Below are 22,162 nucleotides of genomic sequence, written 5' to 3' on the forward strand. Positions count from 1 at the left end.
TTGTAAAACACTTCCATACTAATGAAGGATAGGAAAATATGTATGGAGGTGTTTTTTTATGTCAGACGGAGTACGTGAAGAACAAAAGCGGGAACAGATTAAGGAAATGGGAAGTGTGGATTTGGAAGGGAGCAAGAATCGGCACAAGATTAAGCTGCTGACCGTGATTGGGGAGATTGAGGGGCATGAGGCGGTTTCCGGCAATGCCAAGGCCACCAAGTACGAGCATCTTCCCCCTGCTTGCCGAGGTGGAGGACAGTGACGAGATTGAAGGGCTTTTAATCCTTCTGAATACCCTGGGGGGGAGACGTGGAGGCAGGGCTTTCCATCGCGGAGATGATTGCTTCCTTAAGTAAGCCTACGGTTTCTCTGGTGCTTGGCGGAAGCCATTCGATCGGAGGGCCCTTGGCTGTTTCAGCCAAATACTCCTTCATTGTTCCAAGCGGAACCATGATCATCCATCCTGTGCGCTCTAACGGAATGTTTATCGGCATAACCCAGAGCCTGCGCAATATGATTAAGACTCAGGACCGGATTACAAGGTTTCTTGCTGACCATTCTCATATGACCCAGAAGCGTATCGAGGAGCTGATGCTGAACCAAAGGGAGCTGGTCAAGGATGTGGGAACGCTTTTGGAGGGAAAGGACGCTGTGAGGGAAGGTTTAATCGACGAGGTGGGCGGTATGAGCGACGCGTTGAATAAATTGCACGAAATGATTGACGAGTGCCGAAGGAAAAAGAGTGAAAATATGTAATGACAGCCCTTTTCAAAAATGATATACTATTATTGCATTATTTTGCCAGAATAAGGGGGAGAGTATGATGGCAGCTAAAGCAAAAAAACAGGGGAGCAAAAAATCGACGAAAAAGAAGAACGTGGAGACGAGCTTTGTAGGGACGGAGATCGTCATATGGATGACGCTTGCCGTAAGTATCCTTCTGATGATCAGTAACTTTGGCGTCGGCGGCTTCGTAGGGAAGCTGCTGGCCGGTATGATGGAGGATGTCTTTGGGTGGGCGGCATTTGTGATTCCGTTTGTCCTGTTCGGCTCCGTAACATTTATCATATCCAATCGGGGGAACCCCAACGCTTATGTGAAGGTGGGGGCAGTCTTATGTCTTATGGTTCTTGCCTGTACATTTCTTCAACTGGTTGACAAAAAGGGCGGGCTTTTGGGTGAACTGCTGGCGGGTATTCTGACGCCGGCAATCGGAGTCGCCGGAGCCTATGTGGTGGATATTATCCTGATGATTATCTGTCTGGTGATTATCACAGGTAAGTCTGCCCTTAAAGGCGTTAAGAATCACGGTGGGAAGGTGTACGACAGGGCGAAGCAGGATGCGCTTCGCAGGCGTGAGACGGCAGAGGAACGGCGGAAGATGAGGGAAACTTCTCTGATGGAAATGAAGAAGGAGGCGGCAAAAAAGTCCCGCAAAAGAAGCGACCGCCATGTGGAGGGAGTTTCTTTTAATACGGAGATTGGAAAGAAGCCGGTACAACCATCGGTGGTCGAGCCGGAGGATTGGCAGACAGAGGGAATGCAGACGAAGAATGAGCCCCATAAGGGAATGGAATTTGTCATCAACCGCGGCGGCGACGAACCTATAGAGGAAGCTATGGAAAATGACATGACGTTATCGAAAGAAGCGGAGGTTTCCTTAGATGTGGGTGCGCATAAGCCGGAGGAGGAAGCAGAAGGACTAGAAGCGGCTGTGGCTAAAAGCCAAAGGAAGAACTCAAAGGCAAAAGAGGATGCCGCGGACGAAACGGCGGCTGTGGCGTCTGCCATTGCTTCTGAGAATCAGAAGCCAAAGAAGGCATATCGGATGCCCCCTATTTCCTTGCTTAAAAAGGGAGTCAAACAGAAAGGGGAATCGGATGCCAGTCTTCGGGAGACTGCCATGAAGCTTCAGCAGATTCTACAGAATTTTGGGGTAAAGGTTACTGTGACCAATGTAAGCTGCGGCCCTTCTGTTACCCGTTATGAGCTGCAGCCGGAGATGGGGGTAAAGGTCAGCAAGATTGTAGGTCTTTCAGATGATATAAAGCTTAATCTGGCTGCGGCTGATATCCGAATCGAAGCGCCGATTCCAGGCAAGGCTGCGGTAGGCATCGAAGTGCCCAACAAGGAGAATTCTCCGGTCATGTTTCGGGAGCTTCTGGAGTCTATGGAATTCAAAAACAGCAGCTCTAAGATTTCATTTGCTGTGGGAAAAGATATTGGGGGCAAGACTGTGGTGTCAGATATCGGGAAGATGCCCCATGTGCTGATTGCCGGTCAGACTGGCTCCGGTAAGTCGGTGTGCATCAATACGCTGATTATGAGTATTCTATATAAAGCGCTGCCGGATGAGGTCAAGCTGATTATGATTGACCCCAAGGTGGTGGAGTTAAGCGTTTATAACGGGATTCCCCATCTGTTGATTCCGGTGGTGACGGACCCGAAGAAGGCGGCAGGCGCCCTTAATTGGGCGGTTGCAGAGATGGACAGGCGTTATCGGGAATTTGCAGAGTATGGTGTGCGGGACATGAAGGGGTACAATGAGAAGGTGATGTCCGCGCCGCCGGAAAACGGCACACAAAAGGAGCCTTTGCCTCAGATTATTGTAATCGTGGATGAGCTGGCGGACTTGATGATGACCGCGCCAGGCGAGGTGGAAGGAGCCATCTGCCGTTTGGCACAGCTTGCCAGAGCAGCGGGAATTCATCTGGTTATTGCGACCCAGAGGCCGTCGGTCAATGTTATTACAGGACTGATTAAGGCAAACATGCCTTCCCGAATTGCGTTTTCCGTGTCGCAGGGCGTAGATTCCCGTACCATTATCGACATGAACGGAGCTGAACGACTTTTGGGAAAGGGCGATATGCTGTTCTACCCTGCGGGTTATCTGAAGCCTGCCAGGGTGCAGGGGGCCTTCGTCTCGGATAAAGAGGTTCAGGATGTGGTGGATTTCCTGAAGGAAAACAGTGAAGCGGTTACATACGACGAAGAAGTGGTGAACCATGTGAATACCAACCAAGGCGGCAGTATACCGGCCGCGGGCGCTTCCGTGGAGGAGGATGCCCACGACGCCTATTTCGTAGAGGCGGGACGGCTCATCATAGATAAAGATAAGGCGTCTATCGGGATGCTGCAGCGGGCATTTAAGATTGGCTTTAATCGGGCGGCAAGGATTATGGACCAGCTTGCCGAGGCAGGGGTCGTAGGACCGGAAGAAGGGACGAAACCGAGAAAGGTGCTGATGGCGCCAGAGGAGTTCGACCAGTTTGTATCAGGTAACGAAGCTTAATATACATAACAGATAAAAGAAAGGATGGGGAATGCGATGAAAACAGATATCCAGATTGCACAGGAGGCACAGATGGCCCATATTAAGGATGTGGCTAAAGTCGTAGGAATCAATGAGGAGGAGCTTGAGTTTTACGGGAAGTATAAAGCAAAGCTCTCTGACGAGGTATGGGAGAGGATTAAGGACAGGCCGAATGGAAAGCTGGTGCTTGTGACGGCAATCAACCCTACCCCTGCAGGGGAAGGAAAGACTACCACCACGGTTGGTTTAGGGCAGGCTTTGGCAAAACTTAATAAAAAGGCAATCATTGCCCTTCGGGAGCCTTCTCTTGGACCCTGTTTTGGAATCAAGGGAGGCGCGGCTGGAGGCGGATATGCTCAGGTAGTGCCAATGGAGGATTTGAATCTTCATTTTACGGGAGATTTCCACGCCATTACGTCGGCAAATAACCTGCTGGCAGCCATGCTTGACAACCATATCCAGCAGGGCAACGCGCTTCAGATTGATCCAAGACAGGTAGTCTGGAAACGCTGTCTGGATATGAATGACCGGAATCTGCGCAATATCGTGGTTGGTCTTGGAAATAAGATGGACGGCATGGTAAGGGAAGACCATTTTGTCATCACAGTGGCGTCGGAGATTATGGCGATTCTCTGTCTGGCAGAGGATATACAGGATCTGAAAAAACGTCTTGGAAGGATTATTGTGGCATATAATTTTAACGGTGATCCTGTAACGGCAGATGAGCTTGAGGCAACAGGCGCCATGACGGCTCTTTTAAAGGATGCCATCAAGCCCAATCTGATTCAGACCTTAGAGCATACGCCCGCACTGGTTCACGGAGGACCTTTTGCTAATATTGCCCATGGCTGCAACAGTGTAAGAGCCACCAGAATGGCGCTGAAGCTTTGCGATATTACCGTCACTGAGGCTGGCTTCGGGGCAGACCTGGGGGCGGAAAAGTTTTTGGATATCAAGTGCCGCAAGGCAGGCTTTCGACCGGATGCCGTGGTTCTGGTTGCGACGGTGCGCGCTTTGAAATATAATGGCGGAGTTTTGAAGGAGGATCTTGGGAAGGAAAACCTTGAGGCCCTTAAAAGAGGGATTGTGAATCTGGAGAAGCATATTGAGAATATCAAGAAATATGATGTTCCGGTTGTGGTAACCTTGAATTCCTTCGTGACGGATACGGATAAGGAGAATGAATATATCCGTAAGTTCTGCGAGGAGAAGGGCTGTGAGTTTGCTCTCTCTGAAGTGTGGGAGAAGGGAGGCGAGGGAGGAATCGCCCTGGCGCAAAAGGTTCTTGATACCCTGGAGCATAAGGAGAGCCATTTCCATACCCTGTATCCGGATGAGTTGTCTTTGGAGGAGAAGATTGAGACAATCGCGAAGGAAATCTATGGTGCAAGAGGGGTTGTCTATGAGCCGGCTGCAAAGAAGCAGCTTGGAAAGATTACCTCCATGGGCTTTGGAAGCCTTCCTGTCTGTATGGCGAAGAATCAGTACTCCCTGTCTGACGACGCCAAGAAGCTGGGACGTCCTACGGATTTTGACATTCATATCAGAGAAGTGTATGTCAGCGCCGGAGCAGGATTTGTAGTTGCGCTTACAGGCGCCATTATGACCATGCCGGGCTTGCCGAAGGTTCCGGCAGCCAATGGGATTGATGTATCAGACGATGGGAAGATCACCGGATTGTTTTAAGAAAAACCTGCCGGAATCTGTTAGGGTAACGGCAGTAAGTAGGGGGGTCTCTTAAGATGAAATGCGAGTATTGCGGATATGAGATACCGGAGGGGATGTTGTACTGTGAATCATGCGGCAGGGAAGTACGCATTGTTCCAGATTACAATCCCTTGGATGACATGCTTACTGAGCAGATAAGGGGTGCCATTAACGGCGAGGATGATTATATTGACTATGGCTCTATAAGGGATACGAAATCCACAAGGAGCAGTACAGGCAGGAATACCGGACGGGGGACGAACCGAGACATGGGCGGAGTGGGACGAAGCACCAGTCGGGACATGGGCGGCGGAGTGAGCCGAAGCACTAGTCGGGACATGAGAAATGGAGCGAGCCGAAGCACCAGTCGGGACATGGGCGGCGGAGTGAGCCGAAGCACTAGTCGGGACATGAGAAATGGAGCGAGCCGAAGCACCAGTCGGGACATGGGCGGCGGAGTAAGCCGGAATACAGGTCCCCGTCGGGGTAATGTAACCGAAAATATGTCTGAGCGCGACCGGAAGCGCAGGCAGGCAGAGCGCAAAAAAGCAAAGCGGCGCAAAAGGACGGGATGTCTGTTGGTCTTGTTCTTAATCATTGCGGCGATTGCCGGAGGTATGGTCTATCTGTATATGAATTCCTATCAGGGAATTGTAAGCAGGGGAAACAAGGCGTTAAAGGCAGGAGAATTGAATCAGGCAATCGCATATTTTGAGCGGGGCATCCGAAAAGACGAGGCGAAAAAGGATGCCTATGTGGGATTGTCCAAGGTCTATATTGCAAAGAAGGACTTAGACTGGGCAGAATCCATTTTCTCAGAGGCGATAAAAAAACAGCCGAAAAATGCGAATATATATCAGGCATATGTGGAATTCTATATGGATACGGAGCAGAAGGAGAAGATTCCGCTGCTTCTTGAAGATGTGGACGGAGATGTGGCTGAGCGGCTGGCAGGCTACATTGTTGCCAGTCCCCAATTCAGTCTGGACGACGATGAGGTCTACGAGGATGTCCAGGAGTTGTCCCTTACTACGGAGGAGGGTTACAAGATTTATTATACAGATGACGGAACCGAGGCGACAATCCGCAGCAAGGAATATACTGAACCAATTCAGCTTGGTGAAGGAGTAAACGAGATCTCTGCCCTTGCCGTTGACGATAAAGGAGTTCCGGGACTGCCGGTAAAGAAGACTTATACAGTAGAGCTTCCTATTGTGGATGCTCCGGCCGTGTCCCCGTCTACCGGTCAGTATAGTTCGGCAGTCCAGATTGAGATTAAGGTGCCGGAAGGGTATACGGCTTATTATACCACGTCCGGAGAGGAGCCTTCTACGGCGTCCAGTAAGTATATAGGACCTATAGACATGCCGGAGGGCGAGACTTTGTTTAAGGCAATCCTTGTAAATGGAAAAGGAAGGTCCAGCGGAGTTACCACCAGGAATTATGTGCTTGAGACGCAGTAGACATGGATTTTTTCAGGAAATGAACGCTCTTTAACGGAGCGTTTATAGATAAGAAAGGAGAAAAAGCTTATGAAGTATGTATGTGATGTATGTGGATGGGAGTATGATGAAGAAGTAGGTTATCCGGAGGGAAATATCGAGCCGGGAACTAAGTGGGAGGATGTGCCTGAGGATTTCTTGTGTCCGCTGTGTATGGTTGGAAAGGATCAATTTTCTGAGGTATAATATGGCACAGGGATCAGAGTAAGATAAGGCTGTTGTAGCACTGTAGATGTGAACAATCATCAGAAAAAGCAGGGGATAGGAGGTTTCGCTTTTTGTCCCTTGCTTTTTGCTGTTATTTAAGGTTGATTTCATGATCATCAGGCGAATGGATTGTCATATTTCTTATAGATGCTTATTACAATGATAGTAATAGAGCAAATTATGAGGAGTCAGTGTATGAAATCTATTGTGGCAATGCTGCTTGCCGTCTTGCTGTTTGTACAGCCAGTGCATGGTATGGAGGCGAAGGAGACGATTCTGTATACGGATGTACAAAGAGATGAGACGAAGGAGAGCGAAGACACAAAGGAGAAGATGGAGAGTCAGGAAGCTGCTGAAGCCCAGAAGGAAGCAGAAGAAGCGGTTCAGAATGAAGATGAAGCTGCCCAGGAAGAAGGGGATTCGGGCAGCGCAGCGGCGGGGCAGGTGGAGGTTTCTGCGCCCTCCGCGATTCTGATGGAATCCTCCACAGGGCAGGTAATTTATGAGAAAGACGCGGATACACAGCGTCCTCCAGCCAGTGTGACAAAGGTTATGACCCTTCTTCTGATTTTTGATGCGCTGGCGGATGGGAAGATTAAGCTGGAGGATTCGGTTACGACTTCTGAGTATGCGGCGTCTATGGGCGGGTCCCAGGTGTTTTTAGAGCCGGGGGAGGTGCAGACGGTGGATACATTGATTAAGTGTATCTCTGTGGCAAGTGCGAACGACGCATGTGTGGCAATGGCAGAACACATCTGCGGCAGTGAAGAGGAATTCGTGGCACAGATGAACAAAAGAGCCGAGGGTCTTGGAATGAAGAATACCCATTTTATCAACTGCAACGGCCTTGATGCTGACGGGCATCTGACAACGGCTAAAGATATTGCCCTGATGTCAAGAGAGCTGATTACAATGTACCCTCAGATTCATGATTACTGTACCATCTGGATGGAGAATATTACCCACACGACGAAAAAAGGGACGTCTGAATTCGGGCTGTCCAACACGAATAAACTGATTCGGCAGTATGAATATGCCACCGGTCTGAAAACAGGCTCTACCAGCAAAGCAAAGTTCTGTGTGTCAGCCACGGCAAAAAAGGATGATACGGAGCTGATTGCTGTTATCATGGCCGCGGACGACAGCAAGGCGCGTGTGAGAGACGCCATTGCCCTTTGCAATTATGGATTTGGGAAATGCAACAAATACCAAGAGAAGGGGACAAAACCTGTAAAACCTGTGAAGCTTGCAAGAGGGGTGAAGGAGACGGTCAAGGCGGCGCAGAAAGAACCGTTTACATACATAGACACAACGGGAGCAGATTTGAAAGGAATGGAGCGGAAGGTAAAAGTCAGTAAGAAATTACAGGCTCCAATCAAAAAAGGCGATAAGGTAGGCGTTGTGAAATATTATCTGAATGGCCAGGAGGTAGGCAGCAGGGAGCTGATCGCCTCTGAGAATGTGGATGCAATCAGTTACCAGAGTGCGCTTGTAGATACGATTGAGGAATGGCTGCTGTGATTTACAATTAGAAATGATGAAAAAGGGACGCCTGAAAAATGTTATAAAACAGCATTTTTTCAGACGCCCTTTTTTGTCATAAAATACGAAATATATTGACGGTATAGTCAGTTACTCCTGGGCTTCCTTCAAATAGCTATATTCCGGTTCCTCATGCTCGATATCAATGATTCGGACGTCTTTTGCAGAGGCGATTAATTCCTGGGAATGTGTGGCAGCGATAAACTGAACATTGGGAAATACTCCGCGAAGTGCGTCGATCACTTTTCCCTGCCACTGGGAATCTAAATGCATATCCAGCTCATCAATCAATACAATTCCTTTTGTCTTGGCAATCTCCTCCTGTTTATGGGGATTTAGCATAGCCATCCGGCAGGCAATATCAAAAACCATCCAGATTAGGGACTGGAAGCCTGCGCTTTGATGTCCCACCGGCAGGATGCGCTGTCCATCCTGATACATGAAATCGTCTAATTTTTTATCGTAAAAGAATTTACATGATTCTTTGCCGTTCATCCGGTTTGCGAAATCAGCCGCTGTATTCATGACTGCTTCATATTCTTTGGTATTTTCCATCTTAGAGCACCAGTTAAACAGAAACCTTTGATTGGTTTCTTCCGATAAAGCACCCATATATCCCACTGTTCTTGCATATTTTTTACGAAATATATTTTCCGTCTTTTCTAATCTCAATGAGCAGGCCCTTCCCACTCCCTGAAAACTTAATAAGGGCAGGTCTAACTCCGCTTTCTTAGAAAGCCGCCGCAGGATGGCCGCAGTATCTTTGGGCTGAATCGAGCTTTTGGAGGCATGGATGCTGGTTCGGCTCATAATCCAGCGGACGGGTATATTAATTCCTTCGACACTCGCAACCAGAGTGACTTCAACCGGAACGGAGTAACTGCACTCTAATGTGCCCTCGGCAGATGTGCTGTACACTTTGCTGATCTCGTCTCTGGTAAAATGTGTGACGGAAAAGCCTTCGATTCCCGAAAGTATTGCAGTAAGGCCAGAGGACAGGGCATTGAGGATAGAGGTCTTCCCTTTTCCGTTGGTTCCTTTTATTAAATGAAAGCCTGGCTTAAATTCCAGACGCAACTGTTCAATTCCTCTAAAATTCGTTATCTGTGCATTGATGAAATGCATGGTACACCTCCTGAAATGTTGCTGATTTAGTATTTTTGTACTAGACATAAGTATAATCTTTTTTTGAGGGTTTAGCAATGGATAAATCGGGAATTGGGGATTTTTAGGTAACAGTGAAGCCGGAAGGCTGAACTGTTACATTTTTAGGTTATTTTGGGGACAAATCACAGAAGGTTTAAAAGCAAATTTCGCAGAGTATCATCCTCTGCGAAATTTATTTTAAAAAGAACATTATTTATTGTAACTATCTAAGGCAAATAAGTCAATACCTAAAATATTTTTGTAATAATTTGGAGAAATTTTGTATGTAAAACATAGGATAAGTTCCAATTATTTTATAAATTTATTGAGTAATTTAAGAAATTTATAGATTGAATCAGATAATTTTCCGGCCGAATAAACACAAAATTTTCGCAGAGGATGATACTCTGCGAAGTTGGAGGGATTCATATCTGGTATTTATTTCCCTGCCGTAAGCAGGAAGAACAAAAGACTCTGAATTTGTGCAGAAGATGTTTTTCACAAGAAGCGTTACAGGACACATTTCTTCTAACCTATGACTGTATGCGCCGCTATCAAGGAACGTGGCATTTGGAGAAGAAGCTGATCTTTCCGGCAAATGTGGTTCTGGAGAGCAAAAATGAGAAACTTCTGGAATATGAGATTAGACAGGGTCGTGATGAGATTGGAAAAAGCAGAGAAATCCTCAAAATCAGTCCGGATGAAGAAAATTTTCTTAGATTTCTGTGCGGAGACAAAAAGCATGTGGGAATGTCCAGAGGCGTGATTTTTGAAGGAGTTACAAAAGTGACAGAGGGACCGCTTAAAGGGTTAGAAGCGCAGATTTGTAAGATTGACCGACATAAGCGGCTGGCAAGGCTTGAAACGCCGCAAGGTGAGAATGTCAGATACGTATTGGCTGGATTAGAGATTATGGAGAAGGTTGTATGACAGAGCGTATTAGCTGGTATGTAATGCGTACAGTTTTGGGGAAAGAGCAGGAAGCTTGCGCACTTGTGGAAAAGAAGATTGACCAAAGCTTGTGGGAATGCTGCAGAATCCTTAAGAAGCAGCAGTTGTTCCGAACACAGGGAAGATATCTGCTTTGCAGAAAAGAGATGTTCCCAGGCTATATTTTTGTAGAGACAAGATTTCCTGGAGAGCTGGCAGAAGAATTGCAGAAAGCAAGGCAATTTCCGCAGCTAATTGGAAGCGGTAGAGCAGAGCTTGTATCCATAGAGCCGGAGGATTTGAGGTTTCTTATAAATGTATGCGGCAGGAAGCTTGCGCAGGATATGAAGCTGTCTACCGTGGAAGTAGATGAAAAAGGACAGGTGAAAAGCGCTGCCGGAGTGTTAGCGCCATATCTGAATCAGATTACCAGACAGAGACTTAGGCACCGGTATGTGATGGCGAGAGTGCAGCTATTTAATCGGCAGGAGGAGGTGCTGTTTGGGATTCGGATGGAGGGAGATCCGGCGTAGAGGCAAAGCAGAATCAGAAAATCAGGAATATCTCTTGAAGCATTGGCACTTGATGATATGAATGACGGACATAAAGGATCATGACTGTGGCTGTGCAGATCTGCACAGGTATGGATGGCGAAGCCTGCCTTATAGGATGGCGAAGGTTGGCAAGCTGTTTAAACATGTGTTGGGAGGATATATGTGGTATGTAATGCAGGTAATTTCTGGCAAGGAAAGAAAAACTGTTATGATGATGAAACAAATTCTTTCCTGCGATGTTTTAGAAAATTGTTTTATTCCGATACGCAGACTTAAGAAAAAATATAAAGGGAAATGGCAGGAAATAACCGAAAAGCTGTTTCCAGGTTATGTTTTTTTAATCTCTGGACAGCCACAGTTATTGTACGATGAATTGGAGAAAATTCCGACGTTGACAAAGCTGTTGGGAAGCTGCGAGGAGTATTTTACCCCATTGTCAAAATCGGATATACACTTTTTACAGAACACATTAGAAGAAAAGAATATTAATCCCAAAGAGTATCAAGAACAATCAGAGACACCTACAGTTGAATTATCGAAAGTGGTTGTGAAAGATAACAGGCAAATACAGATTCTCTCTGGACCGCTTACGAATCTGGAGGGACAGATTAAAAAGGTAAACCTGCATAAGAGAATAGCAATAGTAGAAACAGAATTTATGGGAAGCCGGTCGATGATACATCTAGGGATTGAGATTGTAAATGAGGAAATAGTATTTCAGGAGAATAGATGATGGAAAAAAAGGATGAATTTATTTCTGGTCAAAGATTTGCAGGTATAAAGCCATTCCCCGAAAAAGTTTGGCTGTCGTCACCCACCATGCATGGAGACGAGCAGAGATGGGTAGATGAGGCAATCCTTTCCAACTGGGTGACGACACTTGGAGAGAATGTAGACGCTGTGGAGAGGATGACTGCTAAGAAGGTTGGAAGGCAGTACGCAGTTGCGCTCAGCGCCGGTACAGCTGCGCTTCATATGGCTGTTCGTCTTGCGGGTGAGAGGCTGTATGGACCGAAGCCTGCGAATGTGGGGGTGCTTAAGGGAAAGAAGGTATTTTGCTCTGACTGTACCTTTGATGCCACAGTGAATCCGGTGGCATATGAGGGAGGCGAAGCAGTTTTCATTGATATGGAGATGGATAGCTGGAATATGAGTCCGAAGGCGCTTGAAAAAGCTTTTCAGATTTATCCGGATGTAAAGCTGATTGTGATGGCACATCTGTATGGAACTCCAGGGAAAGTAGAAGAAATTCGGGCGATAGCCGATAGATACGGTGCGTTGATTGTGGAAGATGCGGCTGAATCGTTAGGTGCGTCTGTTCTGATTCATCCTTCCTCAGCTTTTTATGGAGCATCCGATTGTGCAGATGGTAAAAAGAAATGGGTCCAGACAGGATGCTTTGGAGATTATTCGATTTTCAGTTTCAACGGCAACAAGATTGTGACAGGAAGTTCTGGCGGAATGTTGATGACAGACGACGAAGAAGATGCCCATAAGGTGCGGAAATGGTCTACCCAGGCAAGAGAAGCCGCTGCCTGGTATCAGCATGAAGAACTTGGATACAACTATAGAATGTCAAATATTGTTGCCGGTATTGTCAGGGGACAGCTCCCATATTTAGAGAAACATATTGAAGCCAAAAAGAAAATCTATTTCCGTTACAAAGAAGGGCTTTCAGACTTACCTGTGAGTATGAATCCCGTTCCGGAAAATGTGAATCCCAACTACTGGTTATCCTGCCTTTTGATAGATGAAGATAGAATGTGTGCCCAAGTAAGGTCAGAAAAACATGCGCTTTTTCATACAGAATCCGGTAAGTCATGTCCAACAGAAATTCATACCGCCATTACCTCGTTTAACGCAGAAAGTCGTTATATATGGAAGCCGATGCATATGCAGCCAATTTACAGGAATAATGTGTTTGTGACTGTGGATGGGGTGGTCAGAGGAAGGAGCAACGCCTACATTGAGAAGGAAATAGCAGTTGCTCATGGCAAGGATGTCTTTAACAGAGGATTGTGTCTGCCGAGTGATAATAAAATGTCTGCCAGGGAACAGGATATGATTATAGATATTATCCATAGATGTTTCAGATAAGGAGGATTGTCAGAAGTGAAAAAGCTAACAATCATTGGCGCTTCTGGCCATGGAAAGGTCGTAGCGGATATTGCAAGTCTAAACGGATATGAGGAGATTGAATTTCTTGATGACGATAGGTCAATCTCATTGTGCGGCTTATATCCTGTTGTTGGCACGTGTATGAAGGCATCAGAGATTGAAAACGATATTTTTATTGCCATAGGTAACGCCAACCATAGGAAGAAGCTGTTTAGAATGAATAGAGATAAATATCTCCCAATCCTTGTTCATCCTGACGCAGTAGTGGCAAAAGATGCAAAGATAGGTGCAGGTACGGTTATTATGGCCGGAGCAGTGCTGAATCCGGGAATTAAGACGGGCGAGGGATGTATTATCAATACATGTGCCTCCGTCGATCATGATTCTTCGATAGGGAATTATGTACACGTAGCAGTGGGGGCTCATCTGTGCGGAACCGTTACGGTAGGCGATGAGACATGGATTGGCGCTGGTAGTATTGTTTCTAACAATGTCAGTATTTGCGGCGGATGTACAATAGGTGCCGGCGCCGTAGTGATTAAAGATATAAAGGAGAAGGGGACTCATATAGGAGTGCCGGCAAGGATGATGAATGAACTACAAAAATTGAGGGGGGGGGGTATCCTGCTGGATAGCTTTATATACAAGGTCCTCACTCTATACAGACAATTCCATACAGCGGCATAGGAGGACAGCATGAAGAAAATCTTATTCACAGGAGTAGGAAGAAGGATTGAACTTCTTCAGGCTTTTAGGAACGCTGCTCTCGTTTTAAATAAGGATTTAAAAATCTATGGCGCAGATATGACAGGGACAGCGCCGGCATTGGCATATTGTGATTACACAAGAAAAGTTACAGCTATGACGGAGCCTGGATACATAGACAATCTCTTAAGAATATGTAAAGAAGACAGGATAGCGCTCCTAATCCCAACGATTGACACAGATCTTTTGATTCTATCTGAGAACAAGGACTTGTTTGAAGAAGCAGGTACTCAGGTGATGATTTCATCTGCTGATAAAATTCGGATATGTAGAGATAAGACCCAAACATCACAATTTTTTTCGGACTGCGGGCTTAAAGCTCCAATGCCTGTGAATGAGTGGAAAAAGTATCAGGCAGGATATCCCGCTTTTATCAAAGAGAGAGATGGAAGCAGCTCAATCAATGCATTTAAGGTTATGAATGTAAGAGAGCTTGAAATTTTTGCCGCACAGATTAAGGATTATATTGTCCAGCCATTTGTCGAAGGCAGAGAATATACAATTGATATTTTCTGTGATTGGAAGGGAGAGCCTATTAGCATCGTTCCCCGTGAACGGATTCAGGTCAGAGCAGGAGAAGTCCTAAAGACTCAGATATGCATGGATGAAAAGATGATTGCAGAGGCGAATATGATATGTAAGGCGTTTCGGCCATGCGGCGCCATAACGGTACAGTTGATTCGTGACAACCACACAGGGGAAGATTATTTTATCGAGATTAATCCTCGGTTTGGCGGAGGCGCACCCCTATCCATGAAGGCTGGTGCAAGAAGCCCAGAAGCTGTGCTTAAGATGCTGGACGGAGAAAAGACTGAGTATTATAAAAAAATAGAGGACAAAGCTATCTACAGCAGATTTGACCAATCTGTATGCATTACAGAGGAACAAAGCAAGGTGAAGGGCATTATCTTTGATTTGGATGATACGTTGTATTCAGAAAAGGAATATGTGAAGTCAGGATACAGGGCAGTGGCGGAATATTTAGGAAACCTGTCTTACGCAGAGTGTTTATGGGAGTATTATGAGAGTGGATTACCTCCTATTGATGAGCTGCTAAAAACACTTAAAAGAGAAGATGAAAAAGAGTCTGTATTGAATGTATATCGTACACATAAGCCGGATATTCACCTCTATGAAGGGGTTGTAGAATTGCTTACAAAGCTGAATCAAAAAGGTATAAAGACAGGGATTATCACTGATGGCAGGCCAGAGGGGCAGAAGATGAAAATTGCAGGCCTCGGCCTTGGGAAGCTTGTTAATGATATCATCATAACAGACGAATTAGGCGGGATACAGTTCCGCAAGCCCTGTGATATCGCATTCCGTATCATGCAGACACGCTGGAGGCTGCCTGCGGGACAAATAGTATATGTAGGAGACAATTTCGCAAAAGATTTTCAGGCGCCCAGGCAGTTAGGTATGAAAAGTATTTACTTCAAAAATATTGACGGATTGTATCCACGTCATCAGTCAGCTCAATGGACTATAAACAATATCAATGAACTAAAGTTTTTATAAGGAGTAACCTATGAATGTTCTTGTGATAGCACCTCATCCGGATGATGAAATTCTGGGGACCGGAGGGACAATCGCTAAGAGAGCAGCCCAGGGGCATGATGTATACGTATGCATTGTTACTAAGGGCTGCGAGCCATTATTTCATGAGAAATATGTAGAAAAGGGTCGTTCGGAATGTAGGAAGGCAGATGAATATCTTGGTGTGAAAGAGACAATATTCCTGGATTTTCCAGCGGTGATGCTTGAAGAAGTTCCAAGATATGAATTGAATGATGGAATCCTTGGTGTTATACAGAGGATAAAGCCGGAGGAAGTATATGTGCCTCACCGCGGGGATATGCAGATTGACCATAAGATTGTGGTTGACGCGGCCATGGTCGCACTCAGACCTAAATATAGTCATAAGGTAAAGCGTATCTATGCATATGAGACGTTGTCAGAGACAGGATGGGATATTCCGAATGTAATGAATGAGTTCATTCCCACAGTATATGAGGATATCAGTGATACCATCAATAAGAAGATAGAAGCAATGAATATCTTCCAGTCTCAACTGGCTTCGTTCCCTAATGCCAGGTCTATTGGCGCCATTGAGGCATTGGCCAGATTCAGAGGAAGTACAGTCACTTTGGAAGCCGCAGAAGCATTTGGAATTGTGAGAGAGATTAAATAGGAGATGGCATGTACGCAAAATACATAAAACGGATCATAGATTTTATTCTGTCTTTTATTGCTGTCATCGTTTTTTCCCCGCTGCTTCTCGTAATTGCCGTTTTGGTGAAAATCAATCTTGGGGCGCCAGTAATATTCAAACAAGAACGTATAGGGCTTAATGAAAAGATTTTCACGATGTATAAGTTTCGGACTATGAATGACAAAAGAGATAAAAATGGAGAACTGCTGCCTGACATTTACAGACAGACAAGGTTAGGCGATTTTCTCAGATCAACAAGCCTTGACGAGCTGCCTGAATTGATAAATATCCTTAAGGGTGACATTGCGATTGTAGGTCCGCGGCCACTGTTAGTATCTTATCTTCCCTACTATACGGAAGAAGAAAGGCTTAGACATTCTGTTAGAGGCGGACTTACGGTGCCGGAGGTGGTATATGGAGATGTGGCGCCTACATGGGAGGAGCAGTTTTCTTATGAGGTAGATTATACAAAAAACATCAGCTTCTTGCTGGACATAAAAATTATCTGGAATACTGTGAAAATCATCTTCAAAAGGGTAGAAAATGACTATGGCTCGCAAGTTCGTAATCCCCTGGATGTAGAACGCAGCGATTGGGTAAGGAAGTGAAAAAATGATTGGATTATCAGCACAGCAAATCGAAGAAATAGAATCAAAGTTTGGAGTTCCGGTATACATCTTCCACAGTGATGAGTTCGTGGAAAACTACAAGGAATTAGAAAACACATTTCAAAAGATTTATCCTCAATATCAGATTTGTTACTCTTATAAGACAAACTATACGCCAACTATTTGCCGTATGGTTAAGCAGCTAGGCGGGTATGCTGAGGTTGTTTCTGATATGGAATATGAACTTGCAAAAAAATTAGGATATTCTGCAAAGAAGATTGTTTATAACGGTCCCTGCAAAGGAAAATATCTTGAAGCGCATCTGCTTGAGAATGGCATAAACAATGTTGACCGTGTGGAAGAAGCAGAGAGAATCTGTAGGTTTGCAGATGAGAATCCTGACAAAAATATAAAAACAGGAATACGAGTCAATTTTGACCTTGATGCAGGTTATACATCGAGATTTGGTATTGATCTTAATCTTCTGGGAGAATTGCTGCTCCTGTTTCAGACACATCATGTCACGGTAAATGGACTTCATTGTCATATGAGCAGAGCAAGAGGAATAGAGCCTTGGAGGCTTCGGGCAAAGACAATGTTAGGATTGGTGGAACGATACCATTTATATGAATTAGAATACATTAGTCTTGGCAGCGGTATGTTTGGCAAAATGGATTGTGAATTGCAGGTTCAGTTTCCTTGTGATATTCCTGATTATACAGAGTATGGAAATGGAGTGGTTGGGCAGTTTGCTGAGTTCTACAAGGATAAGGAGATTAAGCCAACACTTTTTACCGAGCCGGGAACAACGTTAATATCAAAATACGTAGATTTTCTGGCAAAGGTGGAAGGAATCAAGACAGTGCGGGGCAGAGAGTTTGTCTTACTGAATTGTAGTTTTCATAATCTTGGCGAAACATGCCAGATGAAGAATTTACCAATTAGGGTGTTCCACCAGGGAGGGGGTCTGACGTCCCTTACAAATGCCAGATTGGTTGGTTACACATGCTTAGAGCAGGATGTTCTCTACAGAGATTTTTGTGGAGAGCTATCCGTAGGCGACTACATTGAATTTGGAAATGTTGGAGGATATTCCCTGGTTGACAAGCCTCCTTTCATTCAGCCTGATTGTCCGATGATTGCCATAAAGGAAGGAAAACAAGAGTTAATCAAACGGGCAGAGACGTTTGAGGATATTTTTAAGACTTTTAGGTGGGAGATATGATGCGAAAAGATTTGACAATATTATTATCTGCTTCCGGCTCTCCTTCCATGCCCGGACAACTAGAGTGTTTCCGCAGGAATGGTGAACGGAATATCAGGATTGTGGGTATGGATATGAGTGACGAGCCAAGCGCCAGATATTTGGTAGATACGTTTTATCAAGTGCCTGCGGCATCAGAGAAATGTTACTGTGACATTGTGCTTGATATATGTAAAAAAGAAGGAATTGATATCTATTTTCCCAACATTTCGGCTGAGGTGAGCGCAGTTGCTTTGAGGCTTGGCGAATTTGAAGCGATAGGGACGATTGTTTCCATTGCAGATCAAAAGGCTGTGGAAATTACAAATAATAAATTGTCCGCTTATCGTTTTTTCAAAACAAGAGGCATAGGGGTTCCTGATTTTTATCCGGTATATAGTGCAAAGGATTTTGTGAAAGGATGCCGAAAATTAGGCTATCCAAACCGCCCCGTATGTTTGAAGATTACAGAAGAAAGCGGGAGCAGGGGCGTAAGGATTATAGATGCCGCAAGGAACCGATATCAAATCTTTGCACATGAAAAGCCCAATAGTTTTTTTACCTCTTATGATGATATGCTAAGCATCCTAAGCAGTACGGAGGCTCTCGATGAAATGATGCTTGTTGAGTATATGTCCGGAAATGAATATACGGTTGACCTTCTTGCCGACCATGGAAATATTTTATATATGGCAGGTAGGGAAAATGTAGTCAGTATGATGAGTATAGCCCAGGAAAGCGTTGTGTCCAAGATAGATTCTGCTTATGAAATGTGCCGAAAAATCGTCAAAGCCTTAGAACTTGACGGTAACATTGGTTTTGACTTCATGAAGGATGCAAATGGCAATCCGGTACTTATGGATATTAATCCGAGAATTACGGCAACAGTTTCTGTAATCGCGGCAGCAGGGGTGAATCTGCCATACCTGAGAGTAAAGCAGTTGTTAGGGGAGACATTACCAGAGTGTCAGATTGATTATGGGACGAGACTGAAAAGACGATACGGAGAAATCTATACCAATTCCAAAGGGGAGCTAATTAACATCTGATTTTGGGAGAACTGAAAATGAACGTTCTTTTTTTGACAATCGACCATGTTACATCATTTTCCGACAGGTCTATTTATATAGATTTGGTTAATCAGTTTATAGAAAAAGGATGCTATGTAACCGTTTTATCTGCCTGCGAGCAGAGGGAACAAAGACGAAACTCATCTGTTTATTTTGAAGTAGATGGGGGCGAGGTAATCAAAGTCCTGGTTCCTAATGTGACGAAAGTAGAAAATTATATTCAAAAGGGTATTTCTCTTGTCAGATTCAATTATTTGTTTCAGAAAGCAGCCGTAAAAGCAATGAAAAAACGGAAGTATGACCTGGTTCTCTATGGCTCTCCTCCGGTTACGGTTTATGGTGCTGTTGAGTTGGTGAAAAAAAGGCAGGGGGCGTACAGTTATCTTCTTCTCAAAGATATATGGCCCTATGATTGTGTTTTTGGGAATGTTCTTACCACACACGGATGGAAGGGAATTGCATTCTATATTTTAAAATTAATGGCAAGAAGACTATATAGGGCTTCAGATTATATTGGGTGTATGTCTCCTGCAAATATCCGATTTCTTCTTGATAACGAGCCATGGCTTTCTAAGAAAAAAATAGAGATTAATCCCAATAGTGTCAAACCCTTTGGTTGGGCTCTTACAGATGAAAAAAGGGAAGCAATGAGGATACAAAACGGATTACCATGTGATAAGGTTATTTTCATTTACGGCGGTAATCTTGGGATTGCCCAGGGAATAGACTTTGCCTTAAAGGCGGTGAAAGCATCTGAAACGGTGGAGGAGGCCTGTTTTGTGTTTGTAGGAGGCGGTACGGCAAAGGCAAAGGTTAAGAAGGCTGAAAATTCTTCTGATTTTAAGAATCTCATTTTTCTTCCTGCAATGCCAAAGGATGATTATGAACAACTGGTATATGCCTGCGACGTAGGATTGATTTTCTTAAATCATGAGTGTCTGGCGCCCAATTATCCCTCAAGACTGCTTTCTTATATGCAAGCTGCGCTTCCGGTAATCTGCGCCACAGATACTTACACAGATGTGGGAAAGATTGGGGTGGAGAATGGATATGGATTATGGTGCGAGAGTAATCAAACAGATGATTTTGTGAAGTGCGTCCGTAAGCTATGCGAAAAATCGCTGCGAAGTTCCATGGGCCGAGAAGCTCATTCCTATTTTGTAAATCATTACACGGTACAGACATCTTATGAGTTAATAGTCAGGCATTTTCAAGAAAATAATTAATATACAACATCTATGGGGGAGGTAAGGATATGGATGCAATTTTAAGACTCATAGGAAAGTATTGCATGAGAATTATATTATGTCCGTTTAAACTGATTCCGATTAAGCACAACAGAATCCTGTTGTTAAATAACCAGGCATTGAATTATTCAGACAGTCCGAAATATATTATTGAATATTTGCTTGCTCATTATCCAGGTAAATTTGAAATTGTTCTTGCGGTAGATGCTCCGGTGAAGTTTACTGATTTGGGTAAAAAGGGAATAAAAACGATTCGGTTTGATTCATTACAGTATTTTTATTACATGATGACCACAAAGGTTTTTGTGACCAATAGCGGAGGCCACTCCTATATCCCGAAAAGAAAACAACAATTATTTATTAATACTCATCATGGCGGCGGCGCGTATAAAACGAATGGAAGAGATATGTTTGAGGATACCTGGATATTCAGAAAAGATTTGATGCTTGCATCCAAACAGACGGATTATTTTTTATCAACTTGCCACAGGTTTACGAAGGTTAATGTCCAATCTATTTTGCTGCCAAAAGAAAAGTTTTGGGAGATTGGAATGCCTCGCAATGATATGCTGCTCAATGGGAATGCCTCCTTACGGAATCATGTGAGAGAGAAACTGGGAATAAGGGAGGGAGACAAGCTGGTGTTATATGCCCCCACATACAGAAAACCGGATGATAATTATTTTAAAGAGTCCATTGCAGTTTCCTATGGAATAGACTGTGAAAAGGTGCGCGAGGCGTTGCATGACCGCTTTGGCGGGAATTGGAAATTTGGCTTCAGGCTTCACCCTTGCGTGGTCAATCGGGACCAGCTTCCAAAGGGAAATGTCATAGATTTGTCAGATTATGAGGATATGCAGGAATTGCTGTTGGCTGCTGATGTAATGATTAATGACTTTTCTTCTTCCATGTGGGATTTTATGTTGACGGGAAAGCCCTGTTTTACCTTCGCATTAGATATGGATCATTATGTAGAGACAACAAAGTTATATACGCCCCTTAATGAGTGGCCATTTTCAAAAGCAAGGTCTAATGAGGAATTGGCTGAGAATATTTTAAATTTTGAAGAAAAGAGTTATATGGATGCTTGTAAGAAACACTATGAATTACTTGGAGGATGTGAGACTGGAAGGGCAACTGAATTAGTATGCAGGAAAATCTATGACAGATGCTTTCAGCCGTAACGATAGGTGATGTTAATATGAGTGAATCAAAAAGCTGTTTTCTGTGCAGCACCACATTTCAGCTTATTACAGCTATGCAGATCTGCTATGGGAGAAGGGAAAAGGCGGATTTATATATTCTCCCTTTATGTCCCAATGGAAGTGTATATAGAGACAGAATCATTGAGGTGAAACTGTTTCATAAAGTTTCTGTTATTGACGGTGACAGCTTGTCTTGTTTATATAAGAAACAGAGCGCTTTGCGATATAATATAAACTCCTTTTTGTGTTATCTGAATATTAAAAAAATAGTAAGTAAGATGATATCTGTTGACGCTTCGTATGATAAATTTTATTTTTCTAGTGTTACGCCGTACTCTAAACTAATTCAGTTATATTTTTATAGATATTCTAAAAAGACAGAAATTATTCTGTTTGACGATGGTGAGGGAAGTTATGATGACCCATATATTATAGGTAAATTGTCAAAAGCGGATGCTCTTGTCCGACGACTGTTCTTTGGGTATAACTTTTCTTCATATGATTTTAAAAGATTGCTGTATTCACCTGAACTTTTTATTAATATTAACGGAAAAGGATATAGAGTAGATAAAATTAAAAATTTATTTAATGAAGTTAGTTTTGCTAGGCAAATTAATTTTGTTTTTGATTTTCAAAAAGATAAAGCAATAAAAGAGAAATTTATTATCCTTGATGTAATCAAGAATATAAGATTTACAGAAAAAGGAAGAAGAAAATTAGAAAAAATATATGGTTTAATATGTCAATTAGTGGGGAGAAAATCTCATAATTAAAAAACATCCAAGAGATAATG

At 44.0% G+C, this 22,162-nt stretch carries 19 protein-coding genes and 1 pseudogene; 19 read left to right on the forward strand and 1 reads right to left on the reverse strand.

What is annotated here, in order from left to right; all coding sequences use genetic code 11:
- The first annotated feature begins 58 nt into the window (after window positions 1-58).
- The 6 genes and pseudogenes from GN277_RS32140 (at window position 59) to GN277_RS11410 (ending at window position 8,250) form a co-directional block, all read left to right on the forward strand.
- Window positions 59-756: pseudogene (locus GN277_RS32140) on the forward strand (ClpP family protease).
- Between the two features lie 67 nt (window positions 757-823).
- The gene (locus tag GN277_RS11390) at window positions 824-3,292 is read left to right on the forward strand and encodes an FtsK/SpoIIIE family DNA translocase (RefSeq protein WP_159756673.1); all 2,469 of its coding nucleotides are present in this window, start codon (window positions 824-826) and stop codon (window positions 3,290-3,292) included.
- A gap of 36 nt (window positions 3,293-3,328) precedes the next feature.
- Window positions 3,329-4,999: a formate--tetrahydrofolate ligase gene (locus GN277_RS11395; protein ID WP_159751142.1), complete on the forward strand. Its 1,671-nt coding sequence runs from the start codon at window positions 3,329-3,331 to the stop codon at window positions 4,997-4,999.
- A gap of 56 nt (window positions 5,000-5,055) precedes the next feature.
- A complete protein-coding gene (locus tag GN277_RS11400) occupies window positions 5,056-6,483 on the forward strand; it encodes a chitobiase/beta-hexosaminidase C-terminal domain-containing protein (RefSeq protein ID WP_159751143.1) in 1,428 nt (475 codons plus the stop codon).
- 69 nt (window positions 6,484-6,552) lie between these two features.
- Complete coding sequence (locus GN277_RS11405) at window positions 6,553-6,708, forward strand: rubredoxin (protein WP_159751144.1); 156 nt, start codon at window positions 6,553-6,555, stop codon at window positions 6,706-6,708.
- Window positions 6,709-6,924: 216 nt separating this feature from the next.
- Entirely contained in the window at window positions 6,925-8,250 is a 1,326-nt protein-coding gene (locus GN277_RS11410) for a D-alanyl-D-alanine carboxypeptidase family protein (RefSeq protein ID WP_159751145.1), read from the forward strand.
- A gap of 111 nt (window positions 8,251-8,361) precedes the next feature.
- Here GN277_RS11410 and GN277_RS11415 read toward each other — a convergent pair whose 3' ends face one another.
- The gene (locus tag GN277_RS11415) at window positions 8,362-9,396 is read right to left on the reverse strand and encodes an AAA family ATPase (RefSeq protein WP_159751146.1); all 1,035 of its coding nucleotides are present in this window, start codon (window positions 9,394-9,396) and stop codon (window positions 8,362-8,364) included.
- Window positions 9,397-9,816: 420 nt separating this feature from the next.
- On the opposite strand from GN277_RS11415, the gene GN277_RS11420 reads away from it, so the two are divergent.
- The 13 genes from GN277_RS11420 to GN277_RS11480 all read left to right on the forward strand — a co-directional run bounded on the left by GN277_RS11420 (window position 9,817) and on the right by GN277_RS11480 (window position 22,142).
- Window positions 9,817-10,347 (forward strand): hypothetical protein, encoded by a 531-nt coding sequence (locus tag GN277_RS11420; RefSeq protein WP_159751147.1) that lies wholly within the window; start codon window positions 9,817-9,819, stop codon window positions 10,345-10,347.
- A complete protein-coding gene (locus GN277_RS11425) occupies window positions 10,344-10,880 on the forward strand; it encodes a transcription termination/antitermination NusG family protein (protein ID WP_159751148.1) in 537 nt (178 codons plus the stop codon). Before GN277_RS11420 ends, GN277_RS11425 begins: the two co-directional genes overlap by 4 nt.
- A gap of 61 nt (window positions 10,881-10,941) precedes the next feature.
- The gene (gene loaP, locus GN277_RS11430; protein ID WP_159751149.1) at window positions 10,942-11,634 is read left to right on the forward strand and encodes an antiterminator LoaP; all 693 of its coding nucleotides are present in this window, start codon (window positions 10,942-10,944) and stop codon (window positions 11,632-11,634) included.
- Entirely contained in the window at window positions 11,631-12,998 is a 1,368-nt protein-coding gene (locus tag GN277_RS11435; protein ID WP_244324683.1) for a DegT/DnrJ/EryC1/StrS family aminotransferase, read from the forward strand. Before loaP ends, GN277_RS11435 begins: the two co-directional genes overlap by 4 nt.
- Before the next feature lie 15 nt (window positions 12,999-13,013).
- Window positions 13,014-13,706, forward strand: coding sequence for an acetyltransferase (locus GN277_RS11440; RefSeq protein ID WP_159751150.1), 693 nt, complete (start codon window positions 13,014-13,016; stop codon window positions 13,704-13,706).
- A gap of 9 nt (window positions 13,707-13,715) precedes the next feature.
- Window positions 13,716-15,302: an ATP-grasp domain-containing protein gene (locus GN277_RS11445; protein ID WP_159751151.1), complete on the forward strand. Its 1,587-nt coding sequence runs from the start codon at window positions 13,716-13,718 to the stop codon at window positions 15,300-15,302.
- A 10-nt stretch (window positions 15,303-15,312) separates the two neighbouring features.
- Entirely contained in the window at window positions 15,313-15,975 is a 663-nt protein-coding gene (locus tag GN277_RS11450) for a PIG-L deacetylase family protein (RefSeq protein ID WP_159751152.1), read from the forward strand.
- 8 nt (window positions 15,976-15,983) lie between these two features.
- Window positions 15,984-16,604, forward strand: a complete 621-nt coding sequence (locus GN277_RS11455; protein ID WP_159751153.1) for a sugar transferase — start codon at window positions 15,984-15,986, stop codon at window positions 16,602-16,604.
- Window positions 16,605-16,608: 4 nt separating this feature from the next.
- The gene (locus GN277_RS11460) at window positions 16,609-17,829 is read left to right on the forward strand and encodes a type III PLP-dependent enzyme domain-containing protein (protein ID WP_159751154.1); all 1,221 of its coding nucleotides are present in this window, start codon (window positions 16,609-16,611) and stop codon (window positions 17,827-17,829) included.
- Window positions 17,826-18,896, forward strand: coding sequence for an ATP-grasp domain-containing protein (locus GN277_RS11465; RefSeq protein WP_159751155.1), 1,071 nt, complete (start codon window positions 17,826-17,828; stop codon window positions 18,894-18,896). Before GN277_RS11460 ends, GN277_RS11465 begins: the two co-directional genes overlap by 4 nt.
- A 17-nt stretch (window positions 18,897-18,913) precedes the next feature.
- Entirely contained in the window at window positions 18,914-20,143 is a 1,230-nt protein-coding gene (locus GN277_RS11470) for a glycosyltransferase family 4 protein (RefSeq protein WP_159751156.1), read from the forward strand.
- A gap of 29 nt (window positions 20,144-20,172) precedes the next feature.
- Complete coding sequence (locus GN277_RS11475; RefSeq protein WP_159751157.1) at window positions 20,173-21,348, forward strand: CDP-glycerol glycerophosphotransferase family protein; 1,176 nt, start codon at window positions 20,173-20,175, stop codon at window positions 21,346-21,348.
- Between the two features lie 17 nt (window positions 21,349-21,365).
- Window positions 21,366-22,142, forward strand: coding sequence for a hypothetical protein (locus GN277_RS11480; protein ID WP_159751158.1), 777 nt, complete (start codon window positions 21,366-21,368; stop codon window positions 22,140-22,142).
- Window positions 22,143-22,162 lie beyond the last annotated feature (20 nt).

Source organism: Sporofaciens musculi (assembly GCF_009830285.1).
GTDB classification, from domain to species: Bacteria; Bacillota; Clostridia; order Lachnospirales; family Lachnospiraceae; genus Sporofaciens; species Sporofaciens musculi.

What these genes read in the sequence shown, in the direction of transcription:
- GN277_RS11390 (WP_159756673.1), top strand. Translation starts at nt 824, where the DNA reads ATGGCAGCTAAAGCAAAAAAACAGGGGAGCAAAAAATCGACGAAAAAG.
- GN277_RS11395 (WP_159751142.1), top strand. Translation starts at nt 3,329, where the DNA reads ATGAAAACAGATATCCAGATTGCACAGGAGGCACAGATGGCCCATATT.
- GN277_RS11400 (WP_159751143.1), top strand. Translation starts at nt 5,056, where the DNA reads ATGAAATGCGAGTATTGCGGATATGAGATACCGGAGGGGATGTTGTAC.
- GN277_RS11405 (WP_159751144.1), top strand. Translation starts at nt 6,553, where the DNA reads ATGAAGTATGTATGTGATGTATGTGGATGGGAGTATGATGAAGAAGTA.
- GN277_RS11410 (WP_159751145.1), top strand. Translation starts at nt 6,925, where the DNA reads ATGAAATCTATTGTGGCAATGCTGCTTGCCGTCTTGCTGTTTGTACAG.
- GN277_RS11415 (WP_159751146.1), bottom strand. Translation starts at nt 9,396, where the DNA reads ATGCATTTCATCAATGCACAGATAACGAATTTTAGAGGAATTGAACAG.
- GN277_RS11420 (WP_159751147.1), top strand. Translation starts at nt 9,817, where the DNA reads ATGATACTCTGCGAAGTTGGAGGGATTCATATCTGGTATTTATTTCCC.
- GN277_RS11425 (WP_159751148.1), top strand. Translation starts at nt 10,344, where the DNA reads ATGACAGAGCGTATTAGCTGGTATGTAATGCGTACAGTTTTGGGGAAA.
- loaP (WP_159751149.1), top strand. Translation starts at nt 10,942, where the DNA reads ATGACGGACATAAAGGATCATGACTGTGGCTGTGCAGATCTGCACAGG.
- GN277_RS11435 (WP_244324683.1), top strand. Translation starts at nt 11,631, where the DNA reads ATGATGGAAAAAAAGGATGAATTTATTTCTGGTCAAAGATTTGCAGGT.
- GN277_RS11445 (WP_159751151.1), top strand. Translation starts at nt 13,716, where the DNA reads ATGAAGAAAATCTTATTCACAGGAGTAGGAAGAAGGATTGAACTTCTT.
- GN277_RS11450 (WP_159751152.1), top strand. Translation starts at nt 15,313, where the DNA reads ATGAATGTTCTTGTGATAGCACCTCATCCGGATGATGAAATTCTGGGG.
- GN277_RS11455 (WP_159751153.1), top strand. Translation starts at nt 15,984, where the DNA reads ATGTACGCAAAATACATAAAACGGATCATAGATTTTATTCTGTCTTTT.
- GN277_RS11460 (WP_159751154.1), top strand. Translation starts at nt 16,609, where the DNA reads ATGATTGGATTATCAGCACAGCAAATCGAAGAAATAGAATCAAAGTTT.
- GN277_RS11465 (WP_159751155.1), top strand. Translation starts at nt 17,826, where the DNA reads ATGATGCGAAAAGATTTGACAATATTATTATCTGCTTCCGGCTCTCCT.
- GN277_RS11470 (WP_159751156.1), top strand. Translation starts at nt 18,914, where the DNA reads ATGAACGTTCTTTTTTTGACAATCGACCATGTTACATCATTTTCCGAC.
- GN277_RS11475 (WP_159751157.1), top strand. Translation starts at nt 20,173, where the DNA reads ATGGATGCAATTTTAAGACTCATAGGAAAGTATTGCATGAGAATTATA.
- GN277_RS11480 (WP_159751158.1), top strand. Translation starts at nt 21,366, where the DNA reads ATGAGTGAATCAAAAAGCTGTTTTCTGTGCAGCACCACATTTCAGCTT.